This window comes from Alkalilimnicola ehrlichii (assembly GCF_003399765.1).
In the GTDB taxonomy this organism is placed as follows: domain Bacteria; phylum Pseudomonadota; class Gammaproteobacteria; order Nitrococcales; family AK92; genus AK92.
Map to the genome: position 1 here is coordinate 81,817 of NZ_NFZV01000018.1, position 12,965 is coordinate 94,781.

The 12,965-nt window shown below is 57.8% G+C and carries 17 protein-coding genes; 5 read left to right on the plus strand and 12 right to left on the minus strand.

The annotated features are described in order from the left end of the window. Position 1 precedes the first annotated feature (1 nt). Positions 2-1,207, minus strand: coding sequence for a hypothetical protein (locus tag CAI21_RS15970; protein ID WP_116303202.1), 1,206 nt, complete (start codon positions 1,205-1,207; stop codon positions 2-4). Positions 1,208-1,369: 162 nt separating this feature from the next. Then, positions 1,370-1,981: a trimeric intracellular cation channel family protein gene (locus tag CAI21_RS15975; RefSeq protein ID WP_220348532.1), complete on the minus strand. Its 612-nt coding sequence runs from the start codon at positions 1,979-1,981 to the stop codon at positions 1,370-1,372. 188 nt (positions 1,982-2,169) lie between these two features. Between CAI21_RS15975 and CAI21_RS15980 the strand changes: the two genes are divergently transcribed. Genes CAI21_RS15980 through CAI21_RS15990 form a run of 3 tightly spaced genes read left to right on the plus strand, consistent with a single transcriptional unit; the run spans position 2,170 to position 4,085 of the window. Continuing rightward, complete coding sequence (locus CAI21_RS15980; protein WP_116303204.1) at positions 2,170-3,090, plus strand: DUF2779 domain-containing protein; 921 nt, start codon at positions 2,170-2,172, stop codon at positions 3,088-3,090. After that, positions 3,039-3,545 (plus strand): DUF2779 domain-containing protein, encoded by a 507-nt coding sequence (locus CAI21_RS15985; protein ID WP_181919472.1) that lies wholly within the window; start codon positions 3,039-3,041, stop codon positions 3,543-3,545. Before CAI21_RS15980 ends, CAI21_RS15985 begins: the two co-directional genes overlap by 52 nt. 6 nt (positions 3,546-3,551) lie before the next feature. Beyond that, a complete protein-coding gene (locus tag CAI21_RS15990) occupies positions 3,552-4,085 on the plus strand; it encodes an elongation factor P hydroxylase (protein WP_116303206.1) in 534 nt (177 codons plus the stop codon). Positions 4,086-4,268: 183 nt separating this feature from the next. Here the strand turns inward: CAI21_RS15990 and CAI21_RS15995 are convergent, their stop codons facing one another. From CAI21_RS15995 to CAI21_RS16020, 6 genes are all read right to left on the minus strand, one after another. Then, entirely contained in the window at positions 4,269-4,661 is a 393-nt protein-coding gene (locus CAI21_RS15995) for a VOC family protein (protein WP_116303207.1), read from the minus strand. 186 nt (positions 4,662-4,847) lie between these two features. Further along, complete coding sequence (locus CAI21_RS16000) at positions 4,848-5,468, minus strand: HEPN domain-containing protein (protein ID WP_116303208.1); 621 nt, start codon at positions 5,466-5,468, stop codon at positions 4,848-4,850. Further along, entirely contained in the window at positions 5,408-5,761 is a 354-nt protein-coding gene (locus CAI21_RS16005) for a nucleotidyltransferase domain-containing protein (RefSeq protein ID WP_116303209.1), read from the minus strand. The genes CAI21_RS16000 and CAI21_RS16005 overlap by 61 nt, the downstream gene beginning before the upstream one ends. A 330-nt stretch (positions 5,762-6,091) precedes the next feature. Then, positions 6,092-6,595 carry a DUF2938 domain-containing protein gene (locus tag CAI21_RS16010; protein WP_116303210.1) on the minus strand — a complete coding sequence of 168 codons (504 nt, stop codon included), beginning with the start codon at positions 6,593-6,595 and terminating at the stop codon, positions 6,092-6,094. Positions 6,596-6,738: 143 nt separating this feature from the next. Then, positions 6,739-7,059, minus strand: coding sequence for a hypothetical protein (locus CAI21_RS16015; RefSeq protein ID WP_147305143.1), 321 nt, complete (start codon positions 7,057-7,059; stop codon positions 6,739-6,741). A gap of 309 nt (positions 7,060-7,368) precedes the next feature. Continuing rightward, the gene (locus CAI21_RS16020) at positions 7,369-8,145 is read right to left on the minus strand and encodes a TetR/AcrR family transcriptional regulator (RefSeq protein ID WP_116303212.1); all 777 of its coding nucleotides are present in this window, start codon (positions 8,143-8,145) and stop codon (positions 7,369-7,371) included. 155 nt (positions 8,146-8,300) lie between these two features. On the opposite strand from CAI21_RS16020, the gene CAI21_RS16025 reads away from it, so the two are divergent. Both CAI21_RS16025 and CAI21_RS16030 read left to right on the plus strand, forming a co-directional pair. Continuing rightward, positions 8,301-9,266, plus strand: a complete 966-nt coding sequence (locus tag CAI21_RS16025; protein ID WP_116303213.1) for an ABC transporter ATP-binding protein — start codon at positions 8,301-8,303, stop codon at positions 9,264-9,266. A gap of 42 nt (positions 9,267-9,308) precedes the next feature. After that, positions 9,309-10,064: an ABC transporter permease gene (locus CAI21_RS16030; protein ID WP_116303214.1), complete on the plus strand. Its 756-nt coding sequence runs from the start codon at positions 9,309-9,311 to the stop codon at positions 10,062-10,064. Positions 10,065-10,138: 74 nt separating this feature from the next. Here the strand turns inward: CAI21_RS16030 and CAI21_RS26285 are convergent, their stop codons facing one another. From CAI21_RS26285 to CAI21_RS16045, 4 genes are all read right to left on the minus strand, one after another. Beyond that, positions 10,139-10,504, minus strand: a complete 366-nt coding sequence (locus CAI21_RS26285) for a GFA family protein (RefSeq protein WP_472973977.1) — start codon at positions 10,502-10,504, stop codon at positions 10,139-10,141. Positions 10,505-10,560: 56 nt separating this feature from the next. Beyond that, positions 10,561-10,869 (minus strand): DUF3601 domain-containing protein, encoded by a 309-nt coding sequence (locus CAI21_RS23270; protein WP_181919473.1) that lies wholly within the window; start codon positions 10,867-10,869, stop codon positions 10,561-10,563. Positions 10,870-10,918: 49 nt separating this feature from the next. Then, positions 10,919-11,128, minus strand: a complete 210-nt coding sequence (locus CAI21_RS23275; RefSeq protein WP_181919474.1) for a hypothetical protein — start codon at positions 11,126-11,128, stop codon at positions 10,919-10,921. A 498-nt stretch (positions 11,129-11,626) separates the two neighbouring features. Further along, positions 11,627-12,439: a class I SAM-dependent methyltransferase gene (locus tag CAI21_RS16045; protein ID WP_116303216.1), complete on the minus strand. Its 813-nt coding sequence runs from the start codon at positions 12,437-12,439 to the stop codon at positions 11,627-11,629. Positions 12,440-12,965 lie beyond the last annotated feature (526 nt).

The following is a 12,965-nucleotide window of genomic DNA, read 5'->3' on the forward strand; positions in this document are numbered from 1 at the left end:
TTTATAGCTGCCGGAAGTATTCGATTAGCGCTGCTTCGTTAATCTGCAAGACTCCCTCGTCGTTCTTGCGGCAGGCCTTCCCAGTGCCGGCGACCGGTTGGCAAAGCTCATGCCTTAAGGCCTCAAGGTCTTTGCGTAAACGCGTCTCATGTTCGGCGGCGAGCATCTGTAGCAGAACCTCGACCTGATCGTTCAGGGCCTGCAATAGCGCTTGGTGGGCGGTTAGCGCCTCCGCGTCCGGCATTAGAACGGGGCAAGGCCAACAATCCTTTGCCGGGTCCGGCCCATCGCAACGCTGGCGGATATCGTCGCTGCGACAGGCGCCGACGGTGAGTACCGGCGAATGCTGCGCTGCTTCCCGAAACAAACGGTAAAATTCGCGTTCGCTATCGCAACTGTCCGTTGTTTTTACCCGAATGCGAAGCGGCTCGGCAGCGGTGATGGGGTGGCCGCCGTCATAGAACTGCACGTCCTTGCGGTCGCTCAGTCGGTGCCACTGGATGTCGGTCTCGTGGGGCGTAGCCAGACAGCTTCCAGTTGTTTTCTCGCCGGCCAGATAGGCCGCCGCTTCCAGCGCGCAGGCCGTCGCCTGCGCCTGGCGCGGCGTCAGCTCCGGTAGCGGTGCCGGTTCGCAAGCCGCATCGTGATAGCGCTCGACCCAGTGCTGCACCTCATCCGGCACCAATACGGCAAAACTCGACAGCGCTTGAATTAGGCTCAGCAGCCCGTAATAAAAGCAGGCTTCCTTCTGATAACGATCCATCTCCCCGAGTCGGCTGCGGCGGCACTGCAACTGGGCGGACGCGCTGTAGCGCCGCAGGATCTCGACATGATATTGCTGAGCGTACAGAAGGTGTGTGAGGCTATCCCATTCGGGCTCGAAGTCTTCGAACAGCGCGAGTAGGCGTCGGGCATCCGGCTTTTGATCCGGTAAATCCGTATGGCGGAGGATCTTGTCGATCAAGTCGGGCACATCGAAACCGGCTTTGCCGGTGTGCGCGGCAGCATAATTAAGCGCCCGTTGCGAAGGCGTATAGGCAGCCTCGCAACTCCGGCTATCCAGCAGGCGCAGCGCGCGCTCCCATTGGCCCTGGCTGAGCGCGAGGTTGACGTCATGCCGGCAGGCCTCGGGCGAATCTTTGTCGGTCAGACAACCGCTAAGCGGTAGCGCAAAGCACAAGATCACGATAATGAGCGTGCGTTCCATGCTCGCGTCCTGTTCTTGTTGTCGAGGGATAAGCAACACGAAGGGCGAGGCGCGGAACGCGCTTCGCCAGCTAGATATGGGGGGCTCAAGCTTCGGGGGACAAGATGAGGAAGGAGGGCGGCCGCGGTTGCCGAGCCGCCCTAGGCGTTGGCGATTGCGCCGTTAGCGCTTGTCTTCGTGGGCGAAAACCGGCAGGGAGAGATTCCAGCGAATAGCGGCAAGACGCAAGCCGAGCACCGCGCCTATGGCGATCCAGGTCGCTACGGCCTGGGCCGGAAACAGGTGATTGAGCGTTACGAATATAATCGCGCCGAATAAGCTCGCGGTGGCGTAAATTTCTTGCCGCAGGACAAGCGGCACTTCGCCGCAAAGCACATCGCGCACCATACCGCCGACAACGCCGGTCATCACGCCCATCATCACTGCGATTTCCGCATTGACGCCGAGGCTCAAGGCCTTTTGGGCGCCGATGACGGTGAAGGTGGCCAGCCCGACGGCATCGGCAATCGGCAGCAGATTCTGCGGTAGTCGTCCCCAACGCGCCCAGGCCACGGTCAGTAGCGCAGCCAGCGCCGCGACCATGATGTACGCGGTGTCGGTAATCCAAAACACCGGGGTGGCGCCCAGAATGCTATCGCGCACCGTGCCGCCGCCAAGGGCCGTTACCAGGCCGAGCACCACGACACCGAACAAATCCAGATTTTTACGCCCGGCCGCCAAAGCGCCGGTGACGGCGAAAACCGCTACGCCGAATATGTCGAGCCAGTAAATCATTTCCACGTCCCGAGTCGAACAGGGCCGCTATGATGCAGCGGTTTTAATCAGTTTGGAAGAGGTCAAGAATACTCTGAATGTCGGTGGTTTTTCGTGGTCGCTAAGCGCGCAAATAAAACAACCGTTTTTCCCGCCAATCGCGAGGGCTGCATTTTATTCGGCTGGTCGGCCCCGGTATTATAAGCGGCATGAAAGACCGCGTCGGCCTGTTAAGGCCCTCCCATCTGTTTACGCATCGGCGTTGCCCCAAGCTGGCTTGGTTGTCGCGTTGGCGCCCGGAGCTAGCCGCCGAGCGGCCCCGCGTTATACCGCAGTGGGATCTTCTGGCGGTAGCGCAGGCCGAGCCGGGTGCTAAGCCCGCCGAGTTCCGACGTTGGTTTCGCCACGCCGGGCTGGAGGCGCGGATCGACCGCCTCGCCGCCGGCGTTGTCACCGAATACCGAGCCACGGTACGGCCGAAACCGCAGCATATCAAAGAGCTGGCGGTGAAGGCCTGGATCGTGGCGCAGTCCGGGGAAACGCTGCACACCGTGCGCCTGGCCTACATCAACGCCGATTTCGTTTATCCAGGCAATGGCGATTATCGCGGCTTTTTCGTCGAGCAGGATGTAACGGACGAGGTGCGGGCATGGTGGCCGGCGGTGCCGGATTGGTTGCAGGCGGCAGAGAGCGAGCTGCAAGCCCACGAGCCCGAGGCGAGCACCGGCAGCCATTGTCGGAAACCGGGGCCCTGTGTGTTTCTCGATTACTGCCAAGCGCCGCCGCCGACGGATTATCCGGTGACCGACTTGCGCGCGACGCCGGCGCTGGTTCGCGCCTTGCAGGAAGACGGTTACGAAGACTTACGCGAAGTCCCGGCCCGGCGTTTGCAAAAGCCGCTGCATCGGCGTATCCACCGTGCGGCGGTGAGCGGCGAGCCGCAGTTGGATGCCGCCTTGGTAGAGTTTGCCCGAGCGTTGCCGTACCCGCGGTATTATTTGGACTTCGAAGCCGTTCAGTTCGCTGTTCCGATGTGGCCGCAGACGCGGCCGTTCGAATCCTTGCCGTTTCAATGGGCGTGCCGTATCGAACGCGCCCCGGCGCCGCGCCGGAGCCGGTCGATTTTCTAGACCTAAGCGGCGAGCCGCCGATGCGCGCCTGCGCCCAACATTTACTGGCAGCGTTGGGCGAGGCGGGCCCGGTGCTGGTGTACGGGGATTTTGAGCGACGCATGCTGCACCAGCTAGCGCAGCGCCTGCCGGACCTAAAGCAGCCGTTACGAGCGCTGGCCGAGCGCGTGGTCGACCTTCTGCCCTGGGTGCAACAGCATTATTACCACCGAGATATGCACGGTGCCTGGTCGTTGAAAGCCGTGGTGCCGACGCTGGCGGCGGGCAACACATTAGCACCGGCCGACGAGGTCAGCGAAGGCTTGGGCGCGCAAGTGGCGTACCTGGAGGCAATCGCTGCGACAACGAGTCTGTCGCGGCGGCAGGCCTTGGCAGCGGCACTGAAAAACTACTGCGGACGCGACGTTGACGGCTTAGTAGCGATGGTGCGCTACTTTGCCGATTCGGACCAATAACAAGTTATGACTGACACGAACGGACAACACGATATTGACGATCTGATCAAGCTGTTCGACGACACCTTCCGGGTGCGGGAGAACACCGTGCTGGTGCGGGGCGAGGACGAGCCGATTTATCTGCCTGCCGATGCCCAGCATCCGCAGCACCGGATTATCTTCGCCCACGGCTTTTATGCCAGTGCGCTGCACGAAATCGCGCACTGGTGTATAGCGGGGCGCCAACGGCGTCAGTTAGTCGACTACGGCTATTGGTATCACCCAGACGGTCGGGACGAGGCCGAGCAGGCAGCGTTCGAAAAAGTGGAGGCCAAGCCGCAGGCGGTGGAATGGGCGTTGAGTATCGCCGCCGGCTTTACGTTCAACGTCAGCGTCGACAACCTCTCGGGCGTACCGGTCGACCGCCAGGCCTTCCGCCGCCGAGTCTACGACGAACTTTGCCGCTACTACGCGCGCGGTTTTCCGCCCCGGGCGGAATTGTTTATGCAGCGTTTATCGGCGTACTACGGCACGACCTTCCAATTGCCGCAGGCCGCGTAGGGGGCGAGCGCGTTATCGAGCGGTTTTCTCAGATTCCTGCGAACTAAATGACACTTGGACGGTTTGGCTACTAATTTTTGTTGGGAGTCGAAAAACGCTTAACCGGCCCAACGCTACCGCTCACGCGCCGCGTTTCTTACCGCGGCGCGTGCGCGGCTTGTTGGGCCGCGCGGTCGACGATGCTTACTTTATGCGATAGATCGCACATAACTTGTGGCCATCCGGATCACGCACATAAGCGAGATGCATTGCGCCCAAGTTGCTTTCTCTTAGCCCAGGAGGATCTTCGACCGATTGGCCTCCATGCGCGATCGCTGTGTCATGGAATGTCCGCACTTGCTCTGGAGAGTTGCACTTGAAAGCAATCGTGCCGCCATTTGCAGCCGTCGCCTCTTCGCCATCGATGGGCTCAGTCACACAGAACGTGTTGCCTTCATGCCGATAGAACAGACGCATATGGCCGGAAGGCGCCTTGTGGCGTAGCGGTTCGCCCGCTCCCAGCGTGCCGAGTACAGCGTCATAAAAGCGCTGCGAACGCTCGATATCATTCGACCCGATCATCACGTGATTGAACATATTTTCTCCTCCAAATGTGCATTCAGCTTTGTATGAGAAAGCATCAGCGGTTAACGTTTCTTTGTCCAACAGCGACTAGATACCGCGCTTTTGCTACCGTAACGCCTTGTTTATATAGTTGATTACGAATGCTATAGCGAACTTCCGCGTTCGGGACTCTTACGCCCTGAACGATGCCGCCCACGCTTATTCCTGAATTTCCGCCCGCAAGCGCCCCAGCTCCTGCTCGCACAGCGTTTTGGTTACGTCCAGCAAGCGCTGTACTTTGGGCGCTAGGTAATCGAGGTCTTCTTGAGTAACGTTGAAATCCAGGTGATAGCGGGCGGCGATGTAAGCGTTGTCGAGCAGCTTGAACATATCCCGTTCTAGCTGCGTCGTGTGCGGGAAGATCTCCTTAAACACCGGGCCGTAATCCGACGCTTGGAATCCGAGGTAGTCCAATAGATGCTCGTGCGGGCAATACAGGGTGTGAACCAGGAGGATGCACTTGTAGGCGGCTTCGGTCGCCTGGTTGAGATGAAAAGCCCCCGTGCGGTAATCGGCTTCGTCATAGTCGATCCTATAATGCCGATAAAAGCGCTTTGCTTGCCGAAACCACGAATCGTAATACTCCTGCGCGATCCGCAGCCGATCCTTAACGGGTAAGTCTTTCGGTTCAGTCAGCGGCCCGATGTTGCTGCCCAACAGCACGCGCCCCTCGCGCTTGATGTCGAGGAAAAAATACCGGCCTTCCCGCAGGCTTTGGTTCACGTGACTAAGGCGATGGACGATGGGCCGGACGACGCCGAGAAGTTGTGCGCGTTGCACAGCTCATAGAGCTGCCGCCCCAGCTCTGCGTCCGACTCGGTGGTGCGATCCGATACCGCCACCAGAATATCGTAATCCGAGGCATGCCCCGACCAGCGCTGCGGCGCCAGGTCTTTCTCTTCCTTGTAATCGCCCCGCGCGTAGCTGCCGTAGAGAATCACCAGCTCCGGCTGCACGGTCTTATCGATAAGGTCGGCGATCTGCTCTAGTTCCTGCTGTTTCTCAGCCGGTAGGTGGCTCAGCGACGTGCGCATGTCCTTATGGTCCAAGCGGTGGTGCTCCAGCGGCGGCATACCCTCGCCCTCAGCGTTTTTCGTGGTATGGGGGAAGTATCTGGTAATAGTGCCATAGGCGAGGGGGAAGGCACAGAGCCTAAGGCAAACGTGGCAAGTTGTAAGGTTTTGCTTCCAAGTCAGTGTATTAACGGCGGCTAGTTGAGGTGGGCTATCGAGGAGGGTGTTATGCGGTCCTGCGTTCATTAAGGACATGGCTGTCCCGGTAAGGACATGGCTGTCCCGGTAAGGACATGGCTGTCCCGGTGTCGGTCTCCGGCCCAATGCCCGCTATAAACGGCGCGAGAAACGAGCGCCCGGCGACCCCAGGGAGCGAATTTAATGGCTTGGTTAGGCGTGGGCCGGCAAGATAAAACTCAACATCAACGCGGCAAAGTAAAGCCCCACGCCAAAAGATGCATGTGCCATAAGGCTCCTGATTCGAGCTTGTTTCGGGTTCGGCGTTTTAGATGCCGCCATCCCAAGCCCAAATGCCGGTTGCATAACAAAGAAGGGCACAGCCACGGTTGCCAGGCCAAAAATTATAGGTGGAATTATCGTGGGCTCCTGTAACCATGCAGGAGATGCGATCGCGACAAGAATCGCAGCGAATACCACACCAATCACATAATGAGCACCCCAGCCGATATGACACTCCAAGACTTTCGGCTCAGACTGCCCGATGCCCTGATGTGCGAAGCGCCCTTCGGGCATATGCCCAAGCCATCGCCCAACAAGACAGTAATTTAGCGACGGAATTGCAAAAGCCCGTTTCAGGAAAAATGCCCAAAGATCCATTACCAGCGTTGCACCGACCCCAAGAGATACAATGCTAAAGAATAAGCTGATTTCCATGACACCTCCTGATGTCGATTACTGATAATGCCTAACGCCGGAGTTAAGCTGCCGTGCGTAGCGCGATCAGCTTGAACGACTTGTTATGTGCAGCTTTGGACCCGAAGCCACGGCAAAACCATTTAAAGGTTGTGTCAAATGTGTTAAATAATTTGCCAATGTGAACTAATGATCCTAAATGAAAAACCACCAACAAACCCAATGGCGACATGGCTTGCCAGATATAGTGGTTTTTCACTTTTAACGTACAAGTAGCTTAAATAAACGCCGCCAGCAATTACTATCTCGCCAATACCAATGAAAAGCGACCAAAATAAAGCGCCGAATCCCATGTATGGGATGGCGATTATAAGCATAAAAACATTGTCAAATTCGGGGTGTCCTTTTCCGAAAAAGAATGCTGCATAAAATCCAGAAAATAATAGATGCCAAGCTGCAAAAAGTAGCGCTAATTTCTTTGTCATTCTTTAACACATAACAGTGATTAGACAGCGCGCTCTACGCTGGCAAAAAACGCGCGCTTCATATTCCGCGCATTGGCTGCCACAAGGCCCTGCTTATATTGTTGATTACCAGTACCTTAGCGAACTTCCGCGCTCAGCACCATGCGTTCGGTTGCCGTCTATGATCCGCTCCAGCAACAACGCTGCCCATCAAGACAGCTTAGGGAGCATGTATATAACAAGGAAGCCACAGCCGGGGAAATGGCTGGCTGTCCTCGGGTTTCGGGTTTGGTGAACAAACTCAGACTTGAGTAACGCCCGCACCCGGAGTTACTGATCGGGAGCCCCCTGTTTGCGCTCAATCAGCAACGTCATGCCATCCAGAAACCGTTCCAGTCCGAATTTGAAGGCACGCAGCGGGTCACCGACACCATACGCCTCTCCAGCGATCGGACCGACTCGCGAGCTAACGGGGTAGGGCGAAAAATCGAGCGTTTCCATAAACGGCGCTATGGTATACCACCATTCCGTGTCGCTCATGCCGGTGTCTTTCCACACCGCTTGCTCCCGCGCCGCATGCCGAACGGCACCCAGCACATAGTTGTGCAGTGAGGTCACCGTCAGGTCCATCTCTATTTCATCCAGCCCAAGCCCGTCTACGGCGCTGAGTGCTAGCTCATAACTGGCCAATGTATTTGGCCCCATGACCGGGCGGTGCGTTTCCATCTCAACCACCCAGGTGTGGCGCATGTAGTGCTGCCAGAGGTTTTCTGCAATATAGGTCAGCCGTTGATGCCAGTTCATGTTCTCCCAGCCTTCCGGAGGCTCAGTGCATTCCGCCAACACCTGGTCCAACATCAGGTCGCGCAACTCCGCTATGGAAGGCACATGGGTGTAGAACGACATGGGAGATATGCCGACAGCTTCAGCCACCTTGCGCGTGCTAACGGCGTCTATGCCCTCCGCATCCGCGATGGCAATGGCGGATGTCACCAGCTCATTTAGGCTGACCTTGGGTTTCGGCCCACGGCGAGGGGCCTGCACCTTGCCCCACAGCAGTTGCATCAGCTTGAGGGGATCGCCCTTGCCGGAGAATTCCTGCGACATCTTCACGCATCCTTAAAAAACTATTTACACCGTACAACATTTAAAATAACCTTGTTCGCTGTACAAGGTTATAGCCAGAGCCCCCGTCTGTCGAGCGGAGGCGGTGCTATTCCGTGTGCCGTCATCACCACTCCGAGGAAAGCGGGGGAGCCTGCATGATTCGAGCAAGCAATTTGACACGCACATTCAAAACCAAGGCGGGGCCGGTAGAAGCCGTACGCGGCCTCAGCCTTGAGGTGGCAGAGGGAGAACTGGTGGCCTTTCTGGGGCCCAATGGAGCAGGCAAGTCCACCTCGGTGCGCATGCTGACCTCCTTGCTGCCTCCGACTTCCGGGCAGGCCATGATCGGCGGCCACGACGTTGCGCGCAACCCGGTCGCTGTGCGGCAACTGATCGGCTACGTAGGGCAGGGAACCGGTTCCGGCCCTTACCACCGGGTGAGAGACGAATTGATCACCCAGGGCCGGGCCTATCGCATGTCTTACCCCGATGCCAGAAAGCGGGCTGATGAGCTGCTGGCCATTCTGGAGCTGGAGCCGCAGGCGGATCGCGACTGCGCCACCCTGTCCGGCGGTCAAAAACGCCGACTGGATGTGGCTCTGGGTCTGATGCATACACCCAGAATTCTTTTTCTGGATGAACCGTCGACCGGATTGGACCCCCATTCACGGGCCAACTTGTGGGAGCACATTATTCGCCTGCGCCGGCAAACGGGCATGACTATATTTCTGACCACCCACTATCTGGATGAAGCCGACAATATGGCCGAACGGGTCATGATCATGGATCACGGCAAGATGATTGCCGATGACATGCCGGAGAAGCTGAAGGCCGATCTGGCGGGTGACCAGATTCGGCTACGCTTCCGCTCCGAACGGGAGGCCGGCTCGGCAGCCGAACAGGCCCGCAACCTGCCCGCCGCCCGAGACATAGCGCGAGAAGGTAACCACCTGACGTTAACGGTTAATAAGGGAGAGAGCTTACTGCCGGGGTTTATCTGTGAGTTGCATAACAGCGGCGTTGAGACTCAGAGCGCGAATATACACCGCCCAACGCTGGACGACGTGTTTCTGAGCCTGACCGGCCGCAGCCTGCGGGAAACCGCCGAGCCGCCAGCCTGAGTCGCCGTGCTTTGTTATTGAATATCTCAGAGGAGTGGCTTTATGGCTTTCATTCAGGATACGTTGATTTCCTTCCGCCGGGAGATGACGCCAACTCTGCGCAGTTGGTACTACATTGTGTTCGGCATTCTTCAGCCCTTGCTGTATCTGGGCCTCTTTGTGCCTTTGCTGACCAGCGTGCCAACGGGTACGGAGGGCAATCCACTGCAGTGGTTTGTGCCCGGCATGATCGTGATGTTGGTGTTGTTCACCACCGTTAGTTGTGGCTGGGCATTGACCGAAGAACTGATGTCCGGCAGTTTCGAGCGCTTTCTGGCAACCCCTATGAGTCGGCCGGCCATTCTGGTTGGGCGTTCGCTCAAAGAGCTGGCGCCCTTGCTGGTGCAGGCCGTCATTATCATTGCGGTGGTTGCGCCATTTGGCCTGGTGCTGCACCTGCTGCCAATGCTGCTGGGCTTGGTGTTGCTGCTGATCTTTGGCATTGGCGTAGCCTCGCTGTCCTATGCCCTGGCCATTGCCAGCAAGCATGACGGTGGCCTGTTCTACATGGTATCGCACTCGGTCGCCTTGCCGCTGATGCTGCTCGGTGGCGTACTCCTGCCGATGGATCTGGCGCCCGACTGGCTGTACACAGCCTCCCGCTTCAACCCACTGACGTATCTGGTAGAAGCAGAGCGGTCACTGTTTACCGGGGCGGTGTTCACGCAGTCCGTGCTTTATGGCGCCTTGATGGCCGGCGTTGTGGCGCTGGTGGGGCTATTGGTGGGTACGCTGACGATCCGAAGGGCTGGGTTGTAGAGAAGGGTGATCGCAGCCACCGGCGGGGGAATTTCAAGCAAATGGCAGCAAATTCCCCCCGCCGGTTTGCTCCACTACCATCCATTGAGCCCATCGACGTGCTTGATCGGAAGGCTGGAAATATCAAACGACTCGAACAATCTCGCATTCACCCCCACCAGAGGCTCACCAGGCGAGCCGTCATATGTCCATGATGATTGCTGGTAATAATATGACAAGCCATGGCAACTGCTGCAGAAGTGATGCTGAGGTGCCATTGGGTCCGTCCCCGTTACAACGGTTCTCCCCACCGACTCAAACGTTACGTCTTCAGGGCTGTAGTAGGCCCACAGGACCCCGTGCTTTGAGCAAAAGGTACAGTTGCATTCAGTCAAACTCGTTGGAGCTGCCGCGACGACTAGGCGTGTAGCCCCACAATGGCATTTTGATTCGATCTGCATATCTGCCTACCCATTTGGGGCGTCGGCTCCAACGCCGAGTTAAATTCTCTTCCAACCTACGCTGGGGCGACATGTTCTTCCAGCGCGTGAACGACCGCCTCTTGCTCTTCAGGAATGAGCTGCATCGGGAGCATCCACTCTTGCCGGCCGTCCAACGAGACGAATAGCGAGAGGCCAGAGTCATACGGCAAAAAGCTGAAGCCAAGATAGACCCACGATTCTCCGACCGGATGGACGTCACCATCATAGTCCGTGAAGGCTTTGATGACCTTGTACTGCCTGCCCGCAACAAGGGCACCGTAATCCGAGCCACAGTTCGGGGCTCGACTACTCGTCCAAAAACCCTTTGCCCTAGGACCGAACATGGTGCTTCCTGAAATCCAGCGCCTGGTTGGGCGATTGCGGACGAAACACTTACGGCGGTCCCCATTCAATGTCCCGGGTAGCAATGCCCGCACCATAATCCAACATCTCTTCGAACTCGGCGCGCAACGCATCGGCCGACAGCTCTTGCCGAAGCCCAGGGCTAAGGAGAGCGTGGGCGGTCGCAAAGTCCTCGCCCAGGAGCGCCTCCGCAAAGCGAACCGCCAGCTGCGCGTATGGGGCTGAGTGATTAGCGTCCACGAGACCACCTTCTTGTTATTGGGGCCCGTCGCTCAATGGACTTGTTAGCTCCCGACTCTGACACCTCAGCATTGCTCAGCGAAAACTGCCGCAGAAGTGCTAACGTTCGCTCCGACACCACTAATAGATGGGAGTCAGATAACCCGAGATCGGCTTTCCCAGCTCGTCCCATGACTTTGAGCCAACGGAACCTTGGTAGCTCGGTCTTTTCATGACGCTCTGTGAATTCTGTAGCCAGCGATATCTCTGCGTCCGCCAGAAAGAACCCGCTTAGACCAGCCTGCTGAAGAGCCTGCCCAACGCGCTCTGACACAAGGAAGCATGGGAAGGACTCCACCAACTCATCGCCCAGCCAGCCTTGAAACTCGCAATGCAGCGCATGGACAACAGGGGGATGAACAGAGGTGTCCGCCTCTGTGTTCGCTCCCCAGCCGCCGGCTACTTCAGGTTCAAGTTGATAGTACGTCGTCATCGGTTCATATGAGCGCTAACGCAGAGCTAAGCTGCCGGCTCTGGAGCGCCAGCGGAAGAGCCGGTCGGCTTCAGCGTCAGGTTGGCTCTGGAAGACTTTGTGGCAGCAAATCGCAAACGGACGTAATCCGCCACCCAACGCCCGTCTCCGTCGCAAAGTGCCGGCCGGCAACGCTCAACAACTTCCACGACAAACCTTTTGCGTTTCTCTTGCGGAAGACCATTGATGAAGCTTTGCGCGAAGGTCTCCAACCAACCTGTGACGTCGTTTGGAAGAGGCGTCGGCCGAGCAAAAGCCTGTACTGTCAACGGCTCAAACCCATAGCGCTCCAGAAGTAAGCGATACTCCTCCGCCCGTGGGAAGAACCATGGATTAAAGGGGGTGGCATCAATGCCTCTGGCGGTAAGCGCCTCGTCCAGCGCACGTCGGATAGTCGCCACATTGCCATAGCCGCCGAACTCACCAACAAAGCGTCCGCCGGGCTTCAGCGCTCGATAGACCCCGTTCAACACGAGGCCGGGATGAGTCATCCAGTGCAAGGCCGCATTGGAAAATACAGCATCGAACTCGCTCTCGAACTGTAGCTCATGCCCATCTACGACTCGCGCATCCACTCCCTTGCTGATGGCTGCGGCGACCATTTCTGGACTTGCGTCAACGCCGACTACGCGGCAACCGGCATCATGCATTTCCTTTGTGAGTACCCCATCTCCGCAGCCGAGGTCAAGAATTCGCTCGCCTGGACGCGGCGCCAGCAGATCGACCACCGGCGCACCGAGCTCGGAGACAAAGTGCGCCTGCTCGGCATACTGCGCCGGATTCCATTTTTGCTTATCCATGGGCTTCCACTGCTCCTTACGCAAAAGCTAACTTCAAGTTGCAGCTGACGGCTTCGCCGCGGCTGCAACTTGAAGTTAGCTTAGCCGGCATCACGAGGCGCCGCACCGGCTGCCCTAAACCAACGGTTTTCATAGAACCTAATTACCTCGTTCACCAACTGCAGGATATCGTAGCCCGCCACCGTGTACCCCAGGAGGACCCTTCTCGAAGCTCTGCACAGCACTTATGTCCGGCCACTGGTCAACCGAGAGACCGTACTCTGTCCCTACCTCATGCTCTAGCGGCCGCAAGTGCTTGGTGTGATTACAGAGTCCGTTGAGCAACTTAAACGCGCGTAAGCGGTAGATTTCCTCGAAGAACACCTCAGCGCCGGCTCAGAGCACGGCTCAGAGCGGACACCCACTTACTTGCTTACCCCCTGATCACCCCGCCGCTTTCATTTAGCCGATACTTCTACTCGTTGACAAGTCCCGTCGCCGCGGTTATTCCTAGACTGGTTGTTTATCCAGTGGAGGATGCCGCCGT